This window comes from Agrobacterium sp. M50-1 (assembly GCF_049843495.1).
In the GTDB taxonomy this organism is placed as follows: Bacteria; Pseudomonadota; Alphaproteobacteria; order Rhizobiales; family Rhizobiaceae; genus Agrobacterium; species Agrobacterium radiobacter.
The window spans coordinates 79,005-100,915 of record NZ_JBBHZH010000004.1; the positions used below are offsets into that span (position 1 = coordinate 79,005).

A 21,911-nucleotide genomic window follows, 5' to 3' on the forward strand; every position below is an offset into this window, starting at 1 on the left:
CATCATGTCCCAGATCGCTGACAAGGACGTTGCCGAGAAACCGGATGCCGATGACGAGCACAAGAACAAGGGGCTTTACGCCGCGATCCTTGGTTCGATTGGCGTCGTCTATGGCGATATCGGCACCAGCCCGCTTTACGCCTTTCGCGAAGCCCTGCGGCCCATCGCCTATGACGGGGTGACGCAGGAAGAAGTCATCGGCCTGACATCGCTGATGATCTGGTCTTTGACGATCATCGTCACCTTCAAATACATCACGCTGCTGCTGCGCGCCGACAATGACGGCGAAGGCGGCACGCTTTCGCTGCTGGCGCTGCTGATGAAGACGGCGGGCACCCACCGCAGCGTTCTCATCGTGCTCGGTCTCATCGGTGCGGCGCTGTTCCTCGGCGATGCCATGATCACCCCCGCACTATCGGTTCTTTCGGCAGTGGAAGGCCTGAAACTCGTCACGCCGGAGATGGACGAGTTCATCATTCCGATTTCCGTCGGCATTCTCATTGGCCTTTTCGCCATCCAGTCCCACGGCACGGGAACGGTGGCGAAGTTCTTCGGGCCGATCACCGCGGTCTGGTTCATCGTCATGGGTCTTGCAGGCCTCGTTCACATCGCCGATGATTTCAGCATTCTCTTTGCCTTCAACCCGTGGCATGCCGTCGAGTTTCTGGCGAATGAAGGCTTCTACGGCATTGTCGTGCTCGGCGCGGTCTTCCTGACGATAACAGGAGCGGAAGCGCTTTACGCCGATCTCGGCCATTTCGGCCGCCGCCCCATCCAGTGGGCGTGGTTCTGTCTGGTTTTCCCGGCATTGACGCTGAATTATCTGGGGCAGGGCGCGCTGGTGCTGAAAGACCCGGCGGCGATGTCCAATCCGTTCTATCTGATGTTCCCGCAATGGGCGATCCTGCCGGCCGTCATTCTGGCGACCGCCGCCACCATCATCGCCAGCCAGGCGGTCATAACAGGCGCGTTTTCGCTGGTGCGCCAGGCGATCCATCTCGGCTACCTGCCGCGCATGGAAATCCTCTTCACCTCGGAAACCAATACCGGGCAGATCTACCTGCCCGCCGTCAACACCATCCTGCTGTTCGGCGTCGTCGCGCTGGTGCTCACCTTCAAGAGTTCGGATGCGCTGGCCACCGCCTACGGTATTTCCGTCACCGGCGCGATGGTCGTCACCAGCCTGATGTTCTTCGAATTCGTGCGCAAGCGCTGGCAATGGTCGGTCTGGCTCGCGGTTGCGGTGCTGGCCCCGCTCTTGACGCTGGAACTGATTTTCCTCGGCGCGAACCTGCTGAAGATTCACGATGGCGGTTATGTGCCGGTGCTGCTGGCCATCGCCTTCACCATCATCATGACCACCTGGCAGCGCGGCTCGAAAATCCTCTTCGCCAAGACCCGCCGCGGCGATGTGCCGCTGAAAGCTTTCGTTGCTTCGGTGGAAAAGGAAAGCGCCCATGCGCCGGTGCGTGTGCCCGGCACCGCGATTTTCCTGACCGGCGATCCGGAAGCCGCGCCGGCGGCATTGCTGCACAATCTCAAGCATAACCACGTCCTGCACGACAAGAATGTCATCCTGACGATCCGCACCGAGGACCAGCCGCGCGTTCACCCCGAGGATCGTTACACGCTGACGAAACTGAGTGATCGTTTCGCCGTGGTCGAACTGCATTTCGGCTTCATGGAAACCCAGAACGTCACCCAGGCGCTCGGCTATCTGCGCCGTACGGGTTACAAGTTCGATATCATGTCCACCTCGTTTTATCTCGGCCGCCGCAAGTTGGTGCCGGATCCGAAATCGGGGATGCCGGGCTGGCAGAACCGCCTGTTCATAGCGCTTGCCGAAACGGCCGCCGATCCGTCCGATTATTTCCGCCTTCCGGCCAACCGTGTGGTGGAACTGGGCTCGCACGTCGTCGTCTGATGACGGGAGCACGCCTCTCGGCAATCTGAGACGCTCCTTCCTTGCGTCATTCCGGCTCAAGGCCGGAATGACGCGGTGGGGATGCCGTGCATGAAGCTGTGCGCGGTATTATGGAATCTGAAGCAACGCGACGCGCATTAGAATATGTTCACACATTAACGTGAAAGCGCGTCCGTGTGCGGCGTTAACCAAGCATCAAGGTTAATAAGAGATTCTCGAACACCTGTAGCAAATATGGTTGTCGGTGTTCGGAGTGCTGGTTTTGCGTTCGAAAAGAGTAATGCGTCGTCGGTCCCCCGTCTCCCTTCAGGGGTGGGCGTCAAAATGGACATCGCCCGTCGTCTTCGGCCTTGCCGCCTGGCTCGTTTTTCCATCCCTCGCCGCCCGTGCGGATCTGGCCTCGCTTCTGGCCGGGCTGGACAAAGGCGGGGAGCAATGGCGCATGGTGCTGACGGCATCTCCGGCAGGCTCCTTTCATAATGCCTCGCTGACTTTCGATGATGCCGCCGGGGAGGCCGCATTGCATGGCGGCGGCATGACCCTGCCCAATGGCAGCAAGGTCGCCTTTGTCACCAACAAGAAGGGCGAGGCAACGACGCCGGACAGCGAGCGCGTGAACCGCGCCGCCAAGAAGGGCCGCATCGTCGCAACCGAAATCATGCAGCCGCCCAAGGCCTTCACCGCCGGTTCCGTCCTGCAGCGCACCAGCATGCTGGATATCGAGCCGCTGAAACGCAAGGACCGCACGGCTTTCGTCAAGCCGAAGCGCGGCAAGGACGTGGAACTCGCCTCCTTCTATTTCCGTCGGGAAGAAAAGAAGGCGGACAAAAGCGTCTCGCCGATGCTTGCCGAACTCATCACCAACAGGACGCCGGATATTCTTGCCACGGCTTATGCGCCGGCCGAACCGGATTTTGCTCGCGAGTCGCCCTTCGACGCCATCCTCAAAAAGCCCGAGGCCGGTCGTTTCGTGCCGCAGATCGGCCAGGGCGATCACGCCTGGGCAGCCACCCCGCTGCCGGCCGCCGTGTTTTCCGCAGCCGAACAGCAATGCCTGGCATCCGGCATCTATTTCGAGGCGCGCGGAGAATCGGTGAAGGGACAGGCGGCGGTGGCGCAGGTCATCCTCAACCGCGTGCGCAACCCCGCTTATCCGAAAACCATCTGCGGCGTCGTTTATCAGAACAAGGACTGGCGCAACCGCTGCCAGTTTTCTTTCGCCTGCGACAATATCAAGGACCGGGTGAATTCCGAACGCCACTGGAAGATGGCGCGTGAGGTGGCCATGGCCACCACCGCCGGCAAAATCTGGTTGAACGAAGTGGGCTCCGCCACCCATTATCACGCCGTTTATGTGCGCCCCGCCTGGGGCAAGTCCATGAAGAAGGTCGGCAGGATCGGCCTGCACGTCTTTTACCGTACCTATGGTGGCGGCTGGAGCTGATACCACCGCCAATTTGTCGCATTTTGCGTGTCAAAAATGCCGATTCCCTGGGGAAACATCGCCGCTAAACCGCGATTTGATGTCAAGCTATTGTTTTTGCATGATTAATTTGTGCCAAAACAACCGCTCGCAGTGCCTTGACTAGAGAAGCCCCTAAAACTATGTTGCGCGCGACTTCAGAGCGGGCTGGAACAGGCTTAATCCGTCACCGTTTACAACTCCAAAGGGTTCTGGCATGGCTGGAACGGAGAAAATGGGTGGGATTTTAAGATGACTGGCAACCGTGACGATAGTCTGGACGAGCGTCGCAAGCGCCTTGCCGAAGAACTGGCAAAGGTGAAGGCGGAGGATGAGGCGGAAGTGAGGGCGGAGACCAACGCCGCGGAAAACCGGAAAGGTTTTGCGATGGCGGTGAAGCTCTCATCGGAGTTCATTTCGGCCATCGTGGTCGGCGCTATGCTGGGTTATCTTCTGGACTATTTTGCCGGCACGACGCCGTGGGGGATGATCGTTCTTCTTCTTCTCGGTTTCTGCGCAGGCGTATTGAATGTGTTGCGCTCGACCGGCGCGGTGGCCAAGCCGCCGCTGCTGGAAAAGGCGGACAGACAGGACGAGGGTGGAAAAGACGGCGTTTAAGCTGTTTTTTCTTGCAGTTGAGATGCCGCGACAGGCGGCGACAGGTAAAGAGGGCAGCCGGTGGCAAACGATCCGACCCATCAGTTCTTGGTGCAGCCGATCATTCCGATCGAAATTGGCGGCGTCGATTTTTCCTTCACCAATGCGTCGCTCTTCATGGTCGCGACCGTGGCTGCCGCTTCCGGTTTCCTTTATTTCGCAACGTCGAACCGCGGTCTGATCCCGACCCGCATGCAGTCCGTTGCTGAAATGTCCTACGAGTTCATCGCCTCCATGCTGCGCGAAGGCGCCGGCAAGAAGGGCATGGTGTTCTTCCCATTCGTGTTCTCGCTGTTCATGTTCGTGCTGACGGCGAACCTTCTTGGCATGTTCCCGTATTTCTTCACGGTCACCAGCCAGATCATCGTCACCTTCGCGCTTGCCTGCCTCGTCATCGGCACGGTCATCGTTTACGGTTTCTACAAGCACGGCCTGCACTTCTTCGGCATTTTCGCCCCCTCGGGCGTGCCGAAGGCGCTTTTGCCGCTTGTCGCGTCAATTGAAATGATTTCGTTCCTGTCGCGCCCGATCAGCCTTTCCGTTCGTCTTTTCGCGAACATGCTGGCCGGCCACATCACGCTCAAGGTTTTCGCAGGCTTCGTTGCCTCCATGGGTGCGCTTGGCGCGCTCGGCATCGGTGGCGCAGTTCTGCCGCTCATCATGACGGTCGCCATGACCGCTCTCGAATTTCTCGTTGCCTTCCTGCAGGCTTACGTCTTCGCGGTACTGACTTGCATGTACCTGAACGACGCCGTGCATGGTGGTCACTGAGAAGTAAAGTCGCTGGCCCCGGCAACGGGCGTCAAAAACAGCCGCAACAACCAATATCTCAAGGAGTCTCACATGGAAGCGGAAGCAGCAAAGTACATCGGCGCAGGTCTCGCATGCCTCGGCATGGCTGGTACGTCCCTCGCACTCGGCCGTATCTTCGGTGATTACCTGTCCGGCGCACTGCGCAACCCCTCTGCTGCCGACAGCCAGTTCGGCCGTCTGGTATTCGGCTTCGCCGTTACGGAAGCTCTGGGCATCTTCTCGCTGCTCGTTGCTCTCCTTCTCCTGTTCGCTGTTTAATATCAGCATCAGGTCTGGATCACGGCCCGCGACATAGCGTGCCGTGATCCTTCGCATTTGCAGTCCCCCTGGAGGTGAGCATGTTCGTGACCGAGGCTTATGCCCAGTCAGCACCGACCGTAGGTGAAACGCATACGGAAACTCCGGCTGTCGGCCAGCCGCAACCGGAAGCCACGCACACGGAAACCGGTGTGGCGCACGGCGCTGAACACGGCGCTTCCGGCGTATTCCCGCCGTTCGACCAGTCTACTTATGCATCGCAGGTTCTCTGGCTGGCGATTACGTTCGGCCTTTTCTACCTGCTCATGCAGAAGGTCATCGTTCCGCGCGTCGGCGGCATTCTCGAAAACCGTCATGGACGCATCGCACAGGATCTCGATGAAGCGGCACGCCTGAAAAGCGAAGCTGACGCTGCCGTCGAAACCTATGAAAAAGAACTCGCGGCAGCCCGCGCCAAGGCAAGCTCTATCGGCGCCGCGGCACGTGACGCCGCTAAAACGAAGGCCGATGCCGACCGCGCCGCCATCGAGGCCGGACTTGCTGAAAAGCTTGCCGCCGCCGAAAAGCGCATTGCCGGTATCAAGGAACAGGCTTTCGCCGATGTCGGCGCCATTGCCGAGGAAACCGCGACCGCGATCGTTGACCAGCTGGTCGGCGCCAAGGTCAAGGATACCGACGTCAAGGCCGCCATTGCAGCCGCTTCGACTGTGAAGGGAGCCTGATATGGCGTTTGATGCATCATTTTTCGCGCTCGTCGGTCTTGTTCTCTTCTTCGTCCTGATCGCCTATCTCAAGGTTCCGGGCATGCTCTCCAAGTCTCTGGACGAGCGCGCGCAGAACATTCAGGACGAGCTGGCCGAAGCCAAGCGTCTGCGCGAAGAGGCCCAGCACCTGCTGGCCGAATATCAGCGCAAGCGCAAGGAAGCCGAAGCCGAAGCCGCCGGCATCGTTGCCGCCGCCGAGCGTGAAGCCGCAGCGCTCACCGAAGAAGCCAAGCAGAAGACGGAAGAATTCGTCGCCCGCCGTACGGCTCTTTCGGAACAGAAGATCAAGCAGGCCGAAGAAGACGCCATCGGCGCCGTCCGCGCCGCCGCCGTCGACATCGCCATTGCCGCTTCCGAGAAGCTCATTGCCGAAAAAACCACGGTCGCCGCAAAAGCCAAGCTTTTCACGGCCACCATCAGCGACGTGAAGTCGAAGCTGAACTAAGTTCATCATCTGACTGTTCAAAACCCCTCCGGCCCGCCGCGAGGGGTTTTTTGTTTTGGGCTTTAGAGATAGGCATCGCGATGCGTCGCCTGGGCAATCATTGGTGGCCCCTTTTGCATTCCCAATACGCGTATATCCAGTTGCGCCTCCGCTTTGCGCCCTCATTCAGTCACTGACCTAATATTTCCATGCTCCCAACGCAGTCCTTCTGCTTGAAAGACCTCCGATAGGAGGGAAGCGAACTGGCGGAGTCTAGCAATCCGCTTGAAAAAGCGGCAAAAATTGGAATAGGTCGGTTATTATCTAAGTAAGCAGATTAAAATCTGAAATTGCATAGAGGTTCTCATGTTTAGCTTCTTTAAGAAAAAGGTTTGGCCTCCTAACAAGCAGAACCCTCCTTGGGGAAGCGCTGCGTCTATCTATGCCCATATCGCTACACATATTGATCCGGCAAGGCCGACAGGCTTGTCGGAAGAGGGTTATCGGCTTCCCGATGAGCCCGCCAGCAATCCGAATAAAATTTCATTCGCACCGGGTGCCATGGACGGAGTGATGAGCCATCATGGTGCTTCCAAACCGGAAGAGCAGATTGTCTCAGAACTATATGCGGCCTTGAAGCGAGCTACTGAAAATGCGTCAGAAAGCAACATAAGAGCCTTGTATTTACTGATCAAGGACGGCTCAGCCCTCGGCGTCATCGATCCACTTATCGAGAGAATTCGGCTTGAAAAGGCTTTGGACGCTGGCCGGCTGTACGAGATCGCGCATTGGTTCACGACACGCGCCGCTCACAGAGAGCCAGTGAAGTTCTCAATGGCATTGCTGGGCCTGTTACGGGGAAGCGATGACGCGTTGATTTTCCTGACGCTTGGTCGGCATGACGAGTTCACGCTTTATGCTGCAGTCGCAATCTCTGGTAACGATGGCTACGGCGAAAGAATGCTTTGGAAGTTGGCCAAGGCCGTTGAAGGATGGGGAAGAATTCACGCGGTTGAGCGGCTTGCCAACACAACGGACCCGGAAATCAAGGACTGGCTAATTCGTGAAGGCTATAGAAACGAAGTGATGTATGAATATCTGGCCTGTATTTGCGCCAGGGCCGGTGACCTCCACATTGCGCTCCAGGCGGATCGAATAGATGATGAACTGCTCAATTCAGCCTGCGAAATCGTCGATACCCTGATACTCGGCGATGGCGGACCGGCTGAAGGATTATCTCATTACGAACACGGTTGCGCGGTCGTTGGTGCACTGTTGGAGCATGGAAAAGGCAGATTTGATTCCATTTCGCACTATTCTTTCCTTTCCCGGCTTCGAGATTGGCTCGATGAGCATCAGTCCGGTGAAGGGAAATTGCAGCACGACTGGTCTGCTGACGCGGTAGATCGCATATCCGCAAGTCTCTCCGACCTACTCGGCAAAGAGCACTGGAAGCCAGCGATATCGAGCGCTCTGGAAGTCGGGGACAGGCAACTTTTTTGGAATGCAAGCAGGGTATGCCAGAAATTTGGCATCGATCCATGGCCTTACTTCTATGCTCGCACGGAAGCGGGCGAGGAATATTGGTGGGATTTGATGCGCAACTCCGATGTAGATCGCATTGATCAAGTCCTCGAGCTTGGCTTGAAGTGCATTCCACTCGATAAAATCGCGACAGGCCCTAGCGCAGAAATGGGCCTCGGCCCCGGATACTTAGCGCATGCCGCTTTAGACTTCATTTTACAGGATCTTGGAAAATTTCCTGGAAAGGGCTGGGCCTTTATTTCTGCGGGTCTGCAAAGCCCGGTAGTAAGAAACCGCAACATGTCAATTCGCGCTCTATCCGGTTGGGATCAAAAGGACTGGCCCCAAGAGGCCTTCGTTGCCTTAAATCGGCTGAAGGAATTTGAAACTGACGATGACCTACGACAGCGGATCGAAGACTTGTTAGCGGGAAAGAGATTTATTAGACTGCAGAAAGTACCATCAGAAACACTGGTTTCATATCCGAACCGAAATTCGACAACCCAGACGTCTCCGTCGAGCAGAGGTGTAAGCCAGACGAAGACAATGGGTCTGAAGTGGTAGTTGAGGTCGGCTAGTTCCTCCTCGACGCCCAAAACCCGAGCGTCGGACAGCGGCTCAATAACGGAAGTGAGGGCTTGACCTCCATTACTCCGCCGCAATCAGTCCCGCTTCAGCGGCCGAAAGCTCATCCGGTGCAGCGGGCAGGGGCCGTGGCTTTCGATGGCGCGCAGGTGGGCGGGTGTGCCGTAACCGGCATGGCCTTCGAAGCCATAGGAGGCATGCACCACACCCGCGCGCTCCATCATCCGGTCACGGGTTACCTTGGCGATGATCGAGGCGGCGGCGATGGAGAGGGAGCGGGAATCGCCCTTGATGACGGCCTTGGATTCGCAGGTAATACCCGGCGGCCGGTCGCGGCCGTCGGCCAGCACGAGGGCGGGGGAAATTTCGAGGCCGAGAACGGCGCGGCGCATGGCGTCGAGGCTGGCGCGCAGGATATTCATGCTGTCGATCAGGCCGGGACCTGAAGAGGCGACGGATACGATCGAGGTTTCCATGATCTGTATGAACAGGCTTTCCCGCTTCTGCTTGGTCAGCTTCTTGGAATCGTCCATCCCCTTGGGAATATTGTCCGGATCAAGAATGACGGCTGCCGCAACCACGGGGCCGGCCAAAGGTCCCCGGCCTGCCTCATCCGTGCCGGCGACGGGCCAGAGGCCCTTCTTTTTCGCTTCCAGCTCGAAGGAGAAGTCAGGGCCGGTTTCGGCAAGATCAAAAAGGGCAGGAGAATCGGGTGTGGCCGTGCGTTTCATGCGGCGAAACTGGCACACACACCCGATCTCCTGCAAGCCCCCGGAAGCGGGCGATGACAGGCATGGTGAGCCGGAGTCAAGGGGCGTGGCTCACCGTGCCCCGAAGGTCATCATGACCTTTGATCCTCCAGCGGGGCGGCGGAGGAAAAACGATCGCACGCGAGGCGGCGGCTCCGGGGGCGATGTCCGGCGGGCCAGGGAAAACCCGCCGGGCATTTCGTCGAGAGCAACAAGATGAGAAGGTTGCTCCCTATCGTTTTGAATTCCGTTTATTATAGGCTCACAGAGCCTCCGACTGTCGGCGAGTTATCCTTCATGCTCGACGTCATCCTTGGGCTTGAGCCGAGGATCCACTATCGCGCTCGGTTTAGATCCTCGGCTCAAGCCCGAGGATGACGTCGAGTTCAGTTCGGGCATTCATCATCTCTGTCACTTTCAGCGTTTGCTTCTCAAAGCAGCGACAATTGCACGCCTGCACCGCCCGGCGGCACGAAGAGATCGTCACGCAGGTGGATGCCGCGGCGGATGAGGCCAAGCCGTTTCGTCGCCATCTCGAAACGCCTGCCGATCTGCCAGGCATAGGGACCTGCGCCCTTCATGCGTTTTCCGAATTCCGCGTCATAATCCTTGCCGTCACGCATGGAGCGCACCAGCGACATGACATGGCGGTAACGGTCCGGATAGTTGCGCAGCAGCCAGTCGCGAAACAGCGGGCTCACCTCCAGCGGCAGGCGCAAAAGCACATAGGAAGCCTCGGTTGCGCCGGCGGCCTTGCCGGCCTCGAGAATGCGTTCGATCTCATGATCGTTGAGCGCCGGAATGACGGGCGCCATCATCACGGCCACGGGAATGCCGGCCTCGGTCAGCGCCTTGACGGCCTCCAGCCGCTTTTCAGGCGTAGCGGCGCGCGGCTCCATGTTGCGTGCGAGCTTGCGGTCCAGCGTCGTCACGGAAATGCCGACCTTGGCGAGACCCTTTTTGGCCATGGGCGCCAGAATGTCGATATCCCGCTTGATCAGCGCCGATTTGGTGACGATCGCGACGGGATGGTCGGCCTTGGCCAGCACTTCCAGTATCTGCCGCATGATGCGCCATTCGCGCTCGATCGGCTGATAAGGGTCGGTATTGGTCCCAATGGCGATCACCCTTGGCTTGTAGCCCGGTTTCGCCAGTTCCCTTTCCAGCAGCTTTGCCGCATCCGGTTTGGCGAAGAGCTTCGATTCGAAATCCAGACCGGCCGAAAGTCCCATATAGCTGTGTGTCGGCCTTGCGAAACAATAGATGCAGCCATGTTCGCAGCCGCGATAGGGATTGATGGAGCGATCGAACGGGATGTCGGGGGATTCATTCCGGGTGATGATGCTGCGCGGTTTTTCCACCTGCACCTCGGTGCGGAACTCCGGCATGTCTTCGAGCGTCTGCCAGCCATCATCGAAAACCTCGTGCTGCAAGGTCTCAAACCGCCCATCCGGATTGAGCCCGGCGCCACGGCCGCGACGACGGTCGATCTCGATGCGCAGGCCAGATGCATCGGCCAGCGCATTGGCAATGTCAGGCATATGGCTCGGCTGGAAGGCAGCCTGCCCAGAAAGCGTATGGTTTCTCATCTGGATGCTCCCAGGACGCCGCACGCCTTTCGAGGCACGCTCAACGCCCTAAACCGTTTCCGTTCGGGCAGGCGTTTAATCGCCTTCCGAATGATTAAATTCCTACATCAGGAATGAGAACATTACAAGAACAAAATTGCAGATTCAGCACGCGCGTCAGATGGGGGCAGTGACCTCGATATGCTTGACCACATCCTGCGGCCGCGTGATTTTCGGCATAAGCAGCCACGGATTTTACCGCGATCAGCACAGTGGCAATTTATTGTGCGATGCGTTAGAGCTATGCAGATGTTGACAGTCATAATGGAATGCCGGGATCACGAACCGGAACTGGCGCATACGCTGTCTGCGCTTGTCACCGGGGCCGTGGAAGGGCTTGTAAGTGATGTTGTGATTCTTGATCACGGTTCGCGCGATGGGTCGTCGCGCGTCGCCGATGCCGCCGGTTGCCGTTTTTATGGGCAATGGGACATCGAGGATGTCGTGAAGTCCGCGCGCGGCGGCTGGCTGCTTCTGATCGAGCCCGGCGCCCGCCCGCAGGCGGGCTGGATCGACGAGATTCTCGAATATGTGGCGATCTGCGCACAGCCAGCCCGCTTTTCGCCATCGCGATATCACCGGCGAAATGTCTTCAGCCGCGTTCTGCGCCGCGTTCCGCCATTGGAACACGGATATCTTCTGCCGAAGAAGCATGCCGTGTCGATTGCGAGATCGGGCATGAGCCTGACGCAATTTGTCGGCACGCAGAAACCGCGCCGGCTGAATGCGGAAATAGTGCCCGCCTGGGCGCTGCGCGCTTCGGCTTAAAGGGCGCGTCTTATCCGGCCAGAACCTTGCCGGGATTCATGATGCCGGCGGGGTCGAAAGCATGTTTGATGCGTCGCATCAGCTCCATTTCGATACCGGGGCGGATGGCGGCCAGTTCATCGCGCTTCAATTGCCCGATGCCGTGTTCGGCCGAAATGGAGCCGCCAAGCGACAGCACGATGCCATGCACGATCTCGTTCATGTCCCGCCAGCGGCCGAGGAATTCGGCCTTGTCGGCGCCGACAGGCTGGGAAATATTGTAATGGATGTTGCCGTCACCCAGATGGCCGAAGGCGCAGACGCGCGCGCCGGGGATGGCGGCGAGAACCGCCTTTTCCGCCGTGGCCATGAATTCCGGTATTTTCGAAACCGGAACTGAAACATCGTGCTTGATCGACCCGCCTTCGGGCTTCTGCGCATCCGACATGCTCTCACGCATATGCCAGAGCGCCTGCCGCTGCGCCTCCGATGCGGCGATCACGGCATCCTGAACCAGCCCGGCCTCAAAACCGCGCTCCAGCAGCGATTGCATCATCGTGTCCGCCGTCTCCGCCGAATCCGAGGTGGAGATATCGATGAGTGTGTACCAGTCGTGTGGCTGCTCCAGGGGATCGCGCACGCCGGGAATATGTCTGGCGGTGAATTCGACGCCGATTCGCGGCATGAGTTCGAAGCCGGTCAGCGCCGTGCCGCAGAGGTTTGAGGCCATTTCGAACAGCTTCAGCGCATCGTCGGTGGAGGAAAGGCCGGCAAAGGCCACCTGGTGGCCGAGCGGCTTCGGGAACAGCTTCAGCACCGCGCCGGTGATGACCCCCAGCGTGCCTTCGGAACCGATGAAGAGATCACGCAGATCGTAACCGGTGTTGTCCTTCTTCAGCCGGCGCAGCCCGTTCCAGATTTCACCTGTCGGCAGCACCACTTCGAGCCCGAGGCACAGCTGGCGCATATTGCCATAGGCGAGAACCGCCGTGCCGCCGGCATTGGTGGCGAGATTGCCGCCGATGCGGCAGGACCCTTGAGAGCCGAGCGACAAAGGGAACATGCGTTCCACCGTGTCGGCGGCCTTGTGGATGTCGTCGAGAATGCAGCCGGCATCGGCGACGATGATATTGGCGACCGGATCGATATCGCGGATGCGGTTCATGCGCTCAAGAGACAGGATGATGTCGGCGCCATCAGCGCGCGGCGTCTGGCCGCCCACAAGGCCGGTATTGCCGGTCTGCGGCACGATGGCAGCGCCGGTCTCGCTGGCGAGTTTCAGGATGGCCGAGACCTCTTCCACCGAACCGGGCTTGAGCAGCAGCGGTGAGGCGCCGCGATAAAGCCCGCGATTCTCCACCAGACGCGGCGCCATTTCCGCCGGGTCGCGCACCGCGTTCTTTTCGCCGACAATGGCGGTAAAGCGGTCAAGGATGTCGGAGGAGGGGATGGCGTTGGTCGTCATGGGCGGCGTCTCGCTGTCTTTTGAAACATGGGCGAAAGGGTGGTTGCCGTCAGCCTCGCGGCGCGGCGGCGCGGGAAAGGCGGTCGTTGATCGCCTCTCCGAGACCATGGGTGGGAATGGCGGTGATGGCGATGGTGTCCGCACCGCTTGCATCGGCGGCTTTCAGATAATCGAACAGATTGGCGGCGGCCTCGGCAAGATCGCCGGAGGGGCTGAGGTCAAGAACGGTGCGCGCGGCCTCTTCGCCTGATATGGCGATGCCGCCGAAGCGGATTAGCGCTTCGCCCGGCAGAACCGAGGTGGCGTGAAGGCGCACGGCGGCGCCCGGCGCATAATGCGAGGCCAGCATTCCCGGCGCTTCAATGGCGGCGGAGGCTTTTTTCGGCCGTTCGAGGCTTTTGCCCGCAACGCGTTCTATGTCCTCGGTGACGATGCCGCCGGGACGAAGCAGCCGCACCCGGCCATCCTCTTCCACCTTGACGATGGTGGATTCGACGCCGACGGAGGCTGCGCCGCCGTCGAGAATGAGATTGATCTTCTGGCCGAGATCCGCTTCCACATGGGCGGCACTTGTCGGGCTGATCTTGCCGGAACTATTGGCGCTGGGGGCGGCGAGCGGCCTGCCGAAGCGGCGGATGAGATCGCCGGCAAAACCCTGGGGCACACGAATGCCGACCGTATCGAGCCCGGCCGTCGCCAGCGAATGAATGTCGCTTGCCGGTTTCAGCGGTAGCACCAGTGTCAGCGGGCCGGGCCAGAAGGCCTCCGCGAGTTTCCGCGATATCGGGTCGAAAATCGCGTAACGCTCGGCCATGGAGATATCGGCCATGTGGCAGATCAGCGGGTTGAACTGCGGCCGGCCCTTGGTCTCGTAAATACGGGTTATGGCCGCCGGATTGGTGGCGTCGGCGGCAAGGCCATAAACGGTTTCCGTCGGCAGCGCGATGGGCCTGCCGTCCGCAAGCTCGGCAACGGATGCCTGCAGGGCGGTTTCCCGCTCGTTGTCTATATTGATATGACGCGCCATGATGCTGCCTTTCAGGGCGGTCAATAGCGTATTTCAGGGTGGAGTGGGAAGCGCTAATGCATGTCGCCCGAAAGTGGTCTGCGGTTTCGGGATAACGGCATGCATAAAACAAATAAAGATAAAGCGCCGCGGGCGCTTATCGCTTTTATATCGCCTTGATGATCCTGCGCATCTCCTCGGACCGCGCGCCAAGCATGAGCACGTTTTTCAGCGCCACGCGCGGATCGTGGGTCTGGAACAGCAGGCCGCCGCGATGCACGGAGGTGTCGACGGCGATTTCCTGATCCGGAAGCGCGCTGATGGCGACGGCGAAATACATACGCGAATAACGCGCATCGATATTTTCGAAGAAGTTCCCGGCCCCGCTCAGTTCGGCGAAGAAATTCGCGAAATAGAAGGACCAGAGCACATGGCGCTCGGCATCGAAACTCGTTTTCGCCGCCGTGACGTGGCAATAGCCGAGATGCGGGCGGTCATTGAGCAGATGGTGAAAAACCATCTTCGGGAAACGGATGGACTGGTGAAAGGCGTTGAGACGGTTGTGGGTGGCATCAGCGGCGGCTTCCAGCTTTCGCCCGGTCAGCGCAGCCACTTCATCATGACTGTAATAGACGCGTTCCCTCGGCAGCCAGCGCTCTTCATAACGGCTGATGCGCCCCGTCCGCAGGAAATCCGAATGCGCGGTCTTCGATCTTATCGGTGTGACCGAATGCCTGCTCGCATCGAAATAGCGTATGCGTGTCGCCTTCTCCACCGGAAGCGCCCTCGTTGCTGTCGATCCGGCAATATAGTTTAGGGCGCGTTAATACTCCGTTGCGTCGCGCCTCCCGTTTTTTAACGGGTGGGGAGTAAAGCGCGCGACATCGTGCGTCATATTGCGACGTCATTTCCGACATTGAATAGCTGTCGGATTTCCCAGCGGAATGGGCTGCGACGGCGAATTGCGCATGTCGCAATTTGTCGCCAATGCGGAAGCCGATGTCGCTGTTTGTGCTGCCGCAAATGACCGCCGGTGTTTAGATGAGCACATGCTTCCGCAACCCCGCAAATGGTGTCGGGCAGGGCGGTTTGATCGAGGATTTGGCCATGGAATTGCGTGATACCGTATTGCGCCAGCTGAAAAACCGCCGCGAAGGCTTCAGCCTGGAACAGCCCTTCTACACGGACCCGGATTATTTCAGGCTGGACATGGAAACGATCTGGTATCGCGACTGGCTGTTTGTCGGCCATGATTGCGAAGTGCAGAAGTCAGGCAGCTATTTCACCGTTCAGGTCGGGGCTTATTCCGTCGTCATCGTTCGCGGTCGCGATGGGCAGATCCGCGCCTTGCACAATTCCTGTCGCCACCGCGGCTCCCGCGTCTGCACCACGCAGAAGGGCCAGTCGGCGCGCCTTGTCTGTCCTTACCACCAGTGGACCTACGATCTCGACGGCAAGCTGCTCTTTGCACGTCACATGGGTGAAGAGTTCGACAAGGGCGATTTCGGCCTGAAGCCCGTCGCCTGCGAAACCGTCGCCGGTTACGTCTTCATCTGCCTTGCCGATCAGCCGGCGGATTTCGAGCCCATGCGCAAGGAAGTCGAGAGCTACATGGCTCCGCACCGCATCTGGGAAGCGAAGGTCGCGCATGAGAGCACGATCATCGAAAAGGGCAACTGGAAGCTCGTCTGGGAAAATAACCGCGAGTGCTACCATTGCGCCGCCAACCACCCGGAACTCTGCCGCACCTATCCCGAAAACCCGAGCGTGACGGGAACGGATGGCGGCGCGAGCGACCCCGAAATCGGCGGCCACTGGGCGCGCTGCGAGGCCGCCGGCCTGCCGAGTCGCTTCAAGATCGACCCGAAGGGCCAGTTCCGCGTCGCCCGCATGCCGCTGATCGGTGAAGCGGAAAGCTACACCATGTCTGGCAAGCGCGCCGTGCGCCGGCCGCTGTCTGACGATGTCAGCATCAGCCATATCGGCGCGCTGCTCCTTTTCCATTATCCGACGACATGGAACCATTTCCTCGGCGACCACACCATTTCCTTCCGCGTGCTGCCGCTCAGCGCCACGGAAACCATGGTCACCACCAAATGGCTGGTGCACAAGGATGCGGTTGAAGGCGTGGATTACGATCTTGAAGATCTCACCCACGTCTGGAACGAGACCAACGATCAGGACCGCCGCATCGTCGAGGAAAATGCCTTCGGCATTCGCTCGCCCGCCTATGAGCCCGGCCCCTATTCCATGGAGGATGAGGGCGGCGTGATGCAGTTCGTCAACTGGTATTCCGATTTCATGGTCGACCGGCTCTCCGGCGATAAGGCCCGGCTTTCTGCTGTAGCGTGATGCGAAGATGAATATGGTTGTGACCTACAAGCACATAGACGAGATGAAGCCGTGGAGCGACAAGCTCCAGCTGCTGGAATGCATTTCAGTGACGCCAGAGACCTCGGACGTCATGACGTTTCTGTTCCGCTCCGAGGACCAGAACTGGTTCCGGTATCTGCCGGGCCAGTTCGTCACGCTGGAATTGCCCGTGGGTGCGGAGCCGCTCTACCGCACCTACACCTTGTCCTCCAGCCCGTCTCGACCCTATGCGCTGTCGGTCACGGTCAAAGCGCAGGCCGCCAGCATCGGCACGCGCTGGATGTTCGACAATCTGAAGCCCGGCATGAAAATCCGGGCGCTCGGGCCGCTCGGCGACTTTTCCTACGTCAAGCATCCCGGCGACAAATATCTCTTCATTTCGGCGGGCTCCGGCGTCACGCCGATGATGTCGATGGTGCGCGACATGAGTGACCGCGCGCCGCAGAGCGATATTGCCTTCGTCAATTGTTCGCGCACACCCGGCGATATCGTCTTCCGTCACGAACTGGAATATCTCGCCCGTTTCATGCCGAACCTGTCGCTCGGCTTCATTGTCGAGAAATGTGGTCGCACCGACCTGTGGTCTGGCCTGAAGGGCATGGTCGACAAGGCAAAGATCGCGCTTCTGGCGCCTGATTTCATGGAGCGTACCGTCTTCTGTTGCGGGCCGGAACCGTTCATGGCCGCCGTCCGCTCCATGCTCGATGCATCCGGCTTCGATATGAGCCGTTACCATCAGGAAAGCTTCGCGCCGGCTGCGCCGGTCACCGTCGGTGAAAACGTCCTCACCGGTGCGGATGGCGAAGCGCTGTCGATGGTGGGTTTCACCCTTTCCGGCAAGGAAATGCCCTGCCAGCCCGGCCAGACGGTTCTGATGACCGCGCGCGCCGCCGGCGTCCGTATCGGTGCTGCCTGCGAATCCGGCATCTGCGGCACCTGCCGGGTGCTGAAGCTTTCGGGTGAGGTGGAGATGAACCACAATGGCGGCATTCTCGATGAGGAAATCGAGGAAGGCTATATTCTTGCCTGCTGCTCGCGGCCTCTGACTGACGTGAAGGTGGAAGCCTGATACGAGCAGGCGTTTCATTTTATCCGCCTTTCACCGGATAGTTGTCTGGAACCAAATTTCTCTAAACTCGTTTGCACGTCATCGAATTCTTTTCGGGCATAAAGGGGGCTGTCCCATATCTCCGACAAGAGCGACTGTGTGAAAAGGCGCGGTTCAACGCGTCTAAGCAAACGGAGGAAGATCATGATGAATTTCCGGACAACGAGTGTCGCCACGGCGATAGTCGTGTTCCTCACCAGCTTTACGCCATCGCAGGCGTTCCAGGCGCCAGTGCCGATGCCGAAGCCGGCGATCACGGCCGACAATAATGTTGTGCCGGTGCAGTACCGTGAATGGGACCGCAGAGGCGACCGCAGGTACGGCGACCGGATGTATCGCCCGCGCCCGCCGCGTGATGGATATTACAATGGTCACCGTGGTTATCGCGACCGCCGTCCGGGATATCGTTATCACAACGGTTACTGGTTCCCGCTTGCAGCCTTTGCCGCAGGCGCGATCATCGGCGGCGCGGTGCAGCAGCCGCGTCCGGCCTATGGCGGCAGCCATGTCGCGTGGTGTCAGAACCGCTGGCGCTCGTATCGCGCTTATGACAACAGCTACCAGCCCAATAGCGGTCCGCGCCGCATCTGTGTGTCGCCTTACAGCCGTTGATAGTGGTTTTCGAAAGCCCGGATTTTGATCCGGGCTTTTGCTTTCAGGCGGCCGGGCCGGGTAACTGAAGCGTGAATGGATCGTTAATGCTGGGTTCAGGCGAAAACGCCTAGCCTGCAACCGGTAATGTTCCGGCCAGAACCGACAAACTGGCTGAGTAAGAAGAAAAAGGTGTTATTATTCACGTCCAACGGCCTGTCGACCGTCGTGAATGGAGGAAGTCAGATGAGAGACTATATGAAGAATATCTTGGCTGTCGGTCTTTCTGCGATCGTGGTAGCAGGAGCGATTGTTCCGGCAGAAGCAGCGATGCCATTACCGATGGCGCCGAAGAGTGTCGAGACGGCGGGCAACGACGCCAGCAAGAATATCGTGAATGTTCAGTACTGGCGCGATCGTCGCGACTGGGATGGCGGACGTCGAGGCTGGTATGGCGGCCATCGCGGCTATCGTGATTACCGCCCGGGCTATCGCCACCATGACGGTTACTGGTTCCCGCTCGCAGCCTTTGCGACGGGTGCGATCATCGGCGGCGCGCTGTCGCAGCCGCGTGAAGTCTACCGTCCGGTTCCCGAATATCGTCCGCGTCCGGTCTATCGCGAATATCGTCCGGTCCGCCGCGGCGGTATGAGCCAGGCGCATGTGAACTGGTGCTATGGCCGCTATCGGTCCTACGATGCCTATAGCAACACGTTCCAGCCCTACCATGGCCCGCGTCAGCCCTGCTATTCGCCTTACAGCTGATAGAATGCCAGGCTGAAATTGACAGAGCCGTCCGGTTTCGACCGGGCGGCTTTTTGCGTTACAGGATTCGCGCGCGCTTCAGTACGAACCAGGCGAGTGCAACCGAAATCACGATGAAGATGCTGGCCGACAGCGTGCCGCCGGTGCCGACGGTAAACGGCAGTTCGTCCGTATTCATGCCGAAGAAACCGGTGACCAGCGATGGTGGCAGCAGGAATGCCGTCATCAGCGACAGGATATAGAGGTGCCGGTTGGTTTCGGACGAGAGTTTGGAATCGATTTCTTCGTGCAGCAGCCTTGCACGCTCCTGCAGGGCATAAACGTCATGATCGACAGCCTCAAGGCGACCCATCAGGCGTGAAGCGACATCCTCGAAACCATCAGGCATTTCGTCATCATCGGCAGCCGAGGCCCGTCGCATCAGGGTCAGTACGGTGCGCAGATGCCGATGCAGGCGAACCACCGTGCGGCGCAGCGGGGCAAGCCGCCGCCGTTCGTCGCGTGTCTCGCTGTCATAGACCAGATCCTCGATGGTGTTCAGTTCCTCCGTCGTCTCCATCACCAGATTGATGAGCGAGCGCTGGAATTCGGCGACGAGGCCTTCGAACACATGTGATGGCGTGAGATAGCGGTTGGAATTCTTGTCGACCGCCGCCTTCAGCCGGTCCACCGAATGCAGTGGCTGCAGGCGGGTGGTGATGATGAAACGGTCGCTAACCGCAAAATGCAGCCAGCCGAAATCGCGCGTTTCCTTGTCGAATTCCCGCTGGAAATCAACGAGCGTGCCATAGAGCGACTTTTCATCGACCACGATGGACGGATGTGTCTCATGGGTGGTGAGGCTTGCGCGCGCTGCCGGATCGAGACCGTCGATGGTCTCGAGAAAACCCGCCACGCGCTGATCGGCGAGATTGAGATGCAGCCAGAAAAAGCCTTCGCACTCGGCCATTTCGTGAAAGCCGGCATCGGGTGCAAGCCGGCGGCACGGGGCCGTGCCGGGGTGGAATTGATAGGCCCAGACAAGGCCCGGAATAACTGGCGTTATGAGATCCATCGTGGCAGTCCTGACCGGCTGGATGGGAGGAGGGAGGCGCCCGTCGTTCCGGTGTGGGAGCAGCGGCGTCATCGAGGCGACTTTCAGCGCATGCTGAGCAAATTCATATGACAGTTTTATAACAATCCCGTCGAAATGACGGGAATTTTCAAATTGACGTTTACGTAAAAATCATTTAGCCCGAAGCCAGTAGCAAGATGCCAGAGCTTCGGGAGGAGGCAGCATGTACAGCGCGCCGGTGGATGATATCGCCTTTACACTCAAACATGTAGCGGGTCTTGAAGACGCGCTTTCAAAGGGTGTGCTTGGCGATCTCGGTGAAGACCTCGTGGATGCCATTCTGCAGGAAGCTGGCCGTTTCGCCACGGAACAGGTCGCACCGCTTGCCGATATTGGCGACCGTCAGGGCGCGAAGCTCGCCGACGGCAAGGTGACGACGCCCGACGGTTGGGCCGATCTTTACCGCCGCTGGGCGGAAGCGGGCTGGAACAGCCTGACAGCGCCGGAGGAGTTCGGCGGCCAGAACCTGCCGCATATGCTGAATGTCGCAGCACTCGAAATGTGGAATTCCGGCTCCATGGCGTTCGCGCTGGCGCCGACGCTGACCATGGGCGCCGTCGAAGCTCTCGTCGCCCACGGCAGCAACGATCTCAAGCGTATCTATCTTCCGAAACTCGTTTCCGGTGAATGGACCGGCACCATGAACCTGACCGAGCCGCATGCGGGTTCGGATCTCGGGGTTCTGAAGACCCGGGCGGAGCGCAATGGTGACGGCGCCTACCGCATCTTCGGCCAGAAGATTTTCATCACCTGGGGCGAACACGACGCGGCTGACAACATCATCCACCTCGTTCTCGCACGCCTTCCGGATGCACCGGCCGGCACGCGCGGCATCTCGCTGTTCCTCGTTCCGAAATTCCTGCCTGATGAAAACGGTGCGCCGGGTGGCCGCAACGACCTTTTCTGCCATTCGCTGGAGCACAAGCTCGGCATTCATGGTTCGCCCACCTGCACGATGATCTTCGGCGATGGCAAATTCGGAGATGAAAAGGGTGCTCTCGGCTGGCTGGTCGGCGAAGAGAACAAGGGCCTCGCCTGCATGTTCACCATGATGAACAATGCCCGCCTTGCCGTCGGCATGCAGGGTGTTGCGATCTGCGAAGCGGCGACCCAGAAGGCGATCGAATACGCCCGGGAGCGCACGCAGGGCAAGGCGCCCGGCTGGCAGGGCTCCGGCATGAGCCCGATCATCGAACACCCTGATATCGCCAGAACGCTTCTGACGATGAAGGCGCTGACTCAAGGATCGCGGGCGATTTCCTTCAGCTGCGCGCACGCCATCGATATGGCGCATGCGAGCGAAGACGCCCGGCAGCGCGCTCACTGGCAGGAGCGCGCTGCCCTTCTGACCCCGATCGCCAAATCCTTCTCCACCGATGCCGGCGTCGATGTCGCCTCCATGGGCATTCAGGTGCATGGCGGCATGGGCTTCATCGAGGAAACCGGCGCGGCGCGTTATCTGCGCGATGCCCGCATCGCGCCGATCTACGAGGGCACCAACGGCATCCAGGCCATCGATCTGGTGCTGCGCAAGCTGCCGCTCTCCGAGGGTGCGCAGGTGCGCGGTTTCATCGCCGAACTGCGCGAGATCGCCGCCCGGACAGCCGCGTCGAACCGCGATGATCTTGGTGAGACCGCCCGTTATCTTGAAGCCAGCCTCAACGATCTGGAAACGGCGACGGATTGGCTGCTGGAGCGCATCAAGGCAGGCGAAACCGAAACGGCACTCGCGGGCGCGACACCCTATCAGCGTCTTTTCGGTCTGGCGCTGACAGGCGCTTATCTCGCCAAGGGCGCATTGGTCTCTGTTGATGATGGCAGGGGTGGACATCGCGCCGCACTTTGCCGCTTTGCGGCGGAAAACCTGCTGGCGGAAACGGCAGCGCTGAAGGATCGCGTCATATCAGGCGCGGCAAGCCTTGCCGCCGCCCGCACCGTGTTGGCTTGAGGAGGC

The 21,911-nt window shown here is 59.5% G+C and carries 20 protein-coding genes; 14 read left to right on the forward strand and 6 right to left on the reverse strand.

The genetic code is table 11. From position 1 onward, the window contains the following. Nucleotides 1–4 precede the first annotated feature (4 nt). From WDZ78_RS10775 to WDZ78_RS10810, 8 genes are all read left to right on the forward strand, one after another. Complete coding sequence (locus tag WDZ78_RS10775) at nucleotides 5–1,924, forward strand: potassium transporter Kup (RefSeq protein ID WP_425673009.1); 1,920 nt, start codon at nucleotides 5–7, stop codon at nucleotides 1,922–1,924. Between the two features lie 280 nt (nucleotides 1,925–2,204). After that, nucleotides 2,205–3,368 (forward strand): cell wall hydrolase, encoded by a 1,164-nt coding sequence (locus WDZ78_RS10780; protein WP_425673010.1) that lies wholly within the window; start codon nucleotides 2,205–2,207, stop codon nucleotides 3,366–3,368. Between the two features lie 270 nt (nucleotides 3,369–3,638). Beyond that, nucleotides 3,639–4,004 carry an AtpZ/AtpI family protein gene (locus tag WDZ78_RS10785; RefSeq protein WP_020010559.1) on the forward strand — a complete coding sequence of 122 codons (366 nt, stop codon included), beginning with the start codon at nucleotides 3,639–3,641 and terminating at the stop codon, nucleotides 4,002–4,004. A gap of 60 nt (nucleotides 4,005–4,064) precedes the next feature. Then, the gene (locus tag WDZ78_RS10790; RefSeq protein ID WP_003503121.1) at nucleotides 4,065–4,814 is read left to right on the forward strand and encodes a F0F1 ATP synthase subunit A; all 750 of its coding nucleotides are present in this window, start codon (nucleotides 4,065–4,067) and stop codon (nucleotides 4,812–4,814) included. Between the two features lie 72 nt (nucleotides 4,815–4,886). Continuing rightward, nucleotides 4,887–5,114 (forward strand): F0F1 ATP synthase subunit C, encoded by a 228-nt coding sequence (locus tag WDZ78_RS10795; protein WP_003494147.1) that lies wholly within the window; start codon nucleotides 4,887–4,889, stop codon nucleotides 5,112–5,114. Nucleotides 5,115–5,194: 80 nt separating this feature from the next. Beyond that, nucleotides 5,195–5,836 carry a F0F1 ATP synthase subunit B gene (locus WDZ78_RS10800; protein ID WP_020010561.1) on the forward strand — a complete coding sequence of 214 codons (642 nt, stop codon included), beginning with the start codon at nucleotides 5,195–5,197 and terminating at the stop codon, nucleotides 5,834–5,836. Nucleotide 5,837: 1 nt separating this feature from the next. Beyond that, complete coding sequence (locus tag WDZ78_RS10805) at nucleotides 5,838–6,323, forward strand: F0F1 ATP synthase subunit B (protein WP_425673011.1); 486 nt, start codon at nucleotides 5,838–5,840, stop codon at nucleotides 6,321–6,323. 345 nt (nucleotides 6,324–6,668) lie between these two features. After that, nucleotides 6,669–8,390, forward strand: a complete 1,722-nt coding sequence (locus WDZ78_RS10810; RefSeq protein ID WP_425673012.1) for a hypothetical protein — start codon at nucleotides 6,669–6,671, stop codon at nucleotides 8,388–8,390. 98 nt (nucleotides 8,391–8,488) lie between these two features. On the opposite strand, the gene WDZ78_RS10815 is transcribed toward WDZ78_RS10810, so the two are convergent. Further along, a complete protein-coding gene (locus tag WDZ78_RS10815; protein ID WP_425673274.1) occupies nucleotides 8,489–9,142 on the reverse strand; it encodes a ribonuclease HII in 654 nt (217 codons plus the stop codon). Between the two features lie 449 nt (nucleotides 9,143–9,591). Beyond that, nucleotides 9,592–10,749 carry a PA0069 family radical SAM protein gene (locus tag WDZ78_RS10820; protein WP_425673013.1) on the reverse strand — a complete coding sequence of 386 codons (1,158 nt, stop codon included), beginning with the start codon at nucleotides 10,747–10,749 and terminating at the stop codon, nucleotides 9,592–9,594. 288 nt (nucleotides 10,750–11,037) lie between these two features. Between WDZ78_RS10820 and WDZ78_RS10825 the strand changes: the two genes are divergently transcribed. Continuing rightward, the gene (locus WDZ78_RS10825; protein WP_026363689.1) at nucleotides 11,038–11,556 is read left to right on the forward strand and encodes a glycosyl transferase; all 519 of its coding nucleotides are present in this window, start codon (nucleotides 11,038–11,040) and stop codon (nucleotides 11,554–11,556) included. A gap of 10 nt (nucleotides 11,557–11,566) precedes the next feature. Here the strand turns inward: WDZ78_RS10825 and WDZ78_RS10830 are convergent, their stop codons facing one another. The 3 genes from WDZ78_RS10830 to WDZ78_RS10840 form a co-directional block, all read right to left on the reverse strand. Beyond that, nucleotides 11,567–13,000 (reverse strand): FAD-binding oxidoreductase, encoded by a 1,434-nt coding sequence (locus WDZ78_RS10830; RefSeq protein ID WP_425673014.1) that lies wholly within the window; start codon nucleotides 12,998–13,000, stop codon nucleotides 11,567–11,569. A gap of 49 nt (nucleotides 13,001–13,049) precedes the next feature. Further along, nucleotides 13,050–14,027, reverse strand: coding sequence for an L-threonylcarbamoyladenylate synthase (locus tag WDZ78_RS10835; RefSeq protein WP_026363691.1), 978 nt, complete (start codon nucleotides 14,025–14,027; stop codon nucleotides 13,050–13,052). Nucleotides 14,028–14,172: 145 nt separating this feature from the next. Further along, nucleotides 14,173–14,781, reverse strand: a complete 609-nt coding sequence (locus tag WDZ78_RS10840) for a DUF6656 family protein (protein WP_020010570.1) — start codon at nucleotides 14,779–14,781, stop codon at nucleotides 14,173–14,175. A gap of 332 nt (nucleotides 14,782–15,113) precedes the next feature. On the opposite strand from WDZ78_RS10840, the gene WDZ78_RS10845 reads away from it, so the two are divergent. The 4 genes from WDZ78_RS10845 to WDZ78_RS10860 all read left to right on the forward strand — a co-directional run bounded on the left by WDZ78_RS10845 (nucleotide 15,114) and on the right by WDZ78_RS10860 (nucleotide 18,843). Next, nucleotides 15,114–16,358, forward strand: a complete 1,245-nt coding sequence (locus tag WDZ78_RS10845) for an aromatic ring-hydroxylating oxygenase subunit alpha (protein ID WP_026363692.1) — start codon at nucleotides 15,114–15,116, stop codon at nucleotides 16,356–16,358. Nucleotides 16,359–16,365: 7 nt separating this feature from the next. Beyond that, entirely contained in the window at nucleotides 16,366–17,448 is a 1,083-nt protein-coding gene (locus tag WDZ78_RS10850; protein WP_020010572.1) for a hybrid-cluster NAD(P)-dependent oxidoreductase, read from the forward strand. A gap of 183 nt (nucleotides 17,449–17,631) precedes the next feature. Then, nucleotides 17,632–18,099: a BA14K family protein gene (locus WDZ78_RS10855; RefSeq protein WP_026363693.1), complete on the forward strand. Its 468-nt coding sequence runs from the start codon at nucleotides 17,632–17,634 to the stop codon at nucleotides 18,097–18,099. Between the two features lie 225 nt (nucleotides 18,100–18,324). Beyond that, a complete protein-coding gene (locus WDZ78_RS10860; RefSeq protein WP_026363694.1) occupies nucleotides 18,325–18,843 on the forward strand; it encodes a BA14K family protein in 519 nt (172 codons plus the stop codon). A gap of 58 nt (nucleotides 18,844–18,901) precedes the next feature. Here the strand turns inward: WDZ78_RS10860 and WDZ78_RS10865 are convergent, their stop codons facing one another. Beyond that, nucleotides 18,902–19,897, reverse strand: coding sequence for a transporter (locus WDZ78_RS10865; protein ID WP_020010576.1), 996 nt, complete (start codon nucleotides 19,895–19,897; stop codon nucleotides 18,902–18,904). Nucleotides 19,898–20,120: 223 nt separating this feature from the next. Between WDZ78_RS10865 and WDZ78_RS10870 the strand changes: the two genes are divergently transcribed. Continuing rightward, entirely contained in the window at nucleotides 20,121–21,905 is a 1,785-nt protein-coding gene (locus tag WDZ78_RS10870) for an acyl-CoA dehydrogenase (RefSeq protein ID WP_020010577.1), read from the forward strand. Nucleotides 21,906–21,911: the final 6 nt, after the last annotated feature.

Excerpts from the sequence above, each read along its gene's own strand:
- WDZ78_RS10775 (WP_425673009.1), top strand. The coding sequence starts at position 5 with ATGTCCCAGATCGCTGACAAGGACGTTGCCGAGAAACCGGATGCCGAT.
- WDZ78_RS10780 (WP_425673010.1), top strand. The coding sequence starts at position 2,205 with ATGCGTCGTCGGTCCCCCGTCTCCCTTCAGGGGTGGGCGTCAAAATGG.
- WDZ78_RS10785 (WP_020010559.1), top strand. The coding sequence starts at position 3,639 with ATGACTGGCAACCGTGACGATAGTCTGGACGAGCGTCGCAAGCGCCTT.
- WDZ78_RS10795 (WP_003494147.1), top strand. The coding sequence starts at position 4,887 with ATGGAAGCGGAAGCAGCAAAGTACATCGGCGCAGGTCTCGCATGCCTC.
- WDZ78_RS10800 (WP_020010561.1), top strand. The coding sequence starts at position 5,195 with ATGTTCGTGACCGAGGCTTATGCCCAGTCAGCACCGACCGTAGGTGAA.
- WDZ78_RS10805 (WP_425673011.1), top strand. The coding sequence starts at position 5,838 with ATGGCGTTTGATGCATCATTTTTCGCGCTCGTCGGTCTTGTTCTCTTC.
- WDZ78_RS10810 (WP_425673012.1), top strand. The coding sequence starts at position 6,669 with ATGTTTAGCTTCTTTAAGAAAAAGGTTTGGCCTCCTAACAAGCAGAAC.
- WDZ78_RS10815 (WP_425673274.1), bottom strand. The coding sequence starts at position 9,142 with ATGAAACGCACGGCCACACCCGATTCTCCTGCCCTTTTTGATCTTGCC.
- WDZ78_RS10820 (WP_425673013.1), bottom strand. The coding sequence starts at position 10,749 with ATGAGAAACCATACGCTTTCTGGGCAGGCTGCCTTCCAGCCGAGCCAT.
- WDZ78_RS10825 (WP_026363689.1), top strand. The coding sequence starts at position 11,038 with ATGTTGACAGTCATAATGGAATGCCGGGATCACGAACCGGAACTGGCG.
- WDZ78_RS10830 (WP_425673014.1), bottom strand. The coding sequence starts at position 13,000 with ATGACGACCAACGCCATCCCCTCCTCCGACATCCTTGACCGCTTTACC.
- WDZ78_RS10835 (WP_026363691.1), bottom strand. The coding sequence starts at position 14,027 with ATGGCGCGTCATATCAATATAGACAACGAGCGGGAAACCGCCCTGCAG.
- WDZ78_RS10845 (WP_026363692.1), top strand. The coding sequence starts at position 15,114 with ATGGAATTGCGTGATACCGTATTGCGCCAGCTGAAAAACCGCCGCGAA.
- WDZ78_RS10850 (WP_020010572.1), top strand. The coding sequence starts at position 16,366 with ATGAATATGGTTGTGACCTACAAGCACATAGACGAGATGAAGCCGTGG.
- WDZ78_RS10855 (WP_026363693.1), top strand. The coding sequence starts at position 17,632 with ATGATGAATTTCCGGACAACGAGTGTCGCCACGGCGATAGTCGTGTTC.
- WDZ78_RS10860 (WP_026363694.1), top strand. The coding sequence starts at position 18,325 with ATGAGAGACTATATGAAGAATATCTTGGCTGTCGGTCTTTCTGCGATC.
- WDZ78_RS10865 (WP_020010576.1), bottom strand. The coding sequence starts at position 19,897 with ATGGATCTCATAACGCCAGTTATTCCGGGCCTTGTCTGGGCCTATCAA.
- WDZ78_RS10870 (WP_020010577.1), top strand. The coding sequence starts at position 20,121 with ATGTACAGCGCGCCGGTGGATGATATCGCCTTTACACTCAAACATGTA.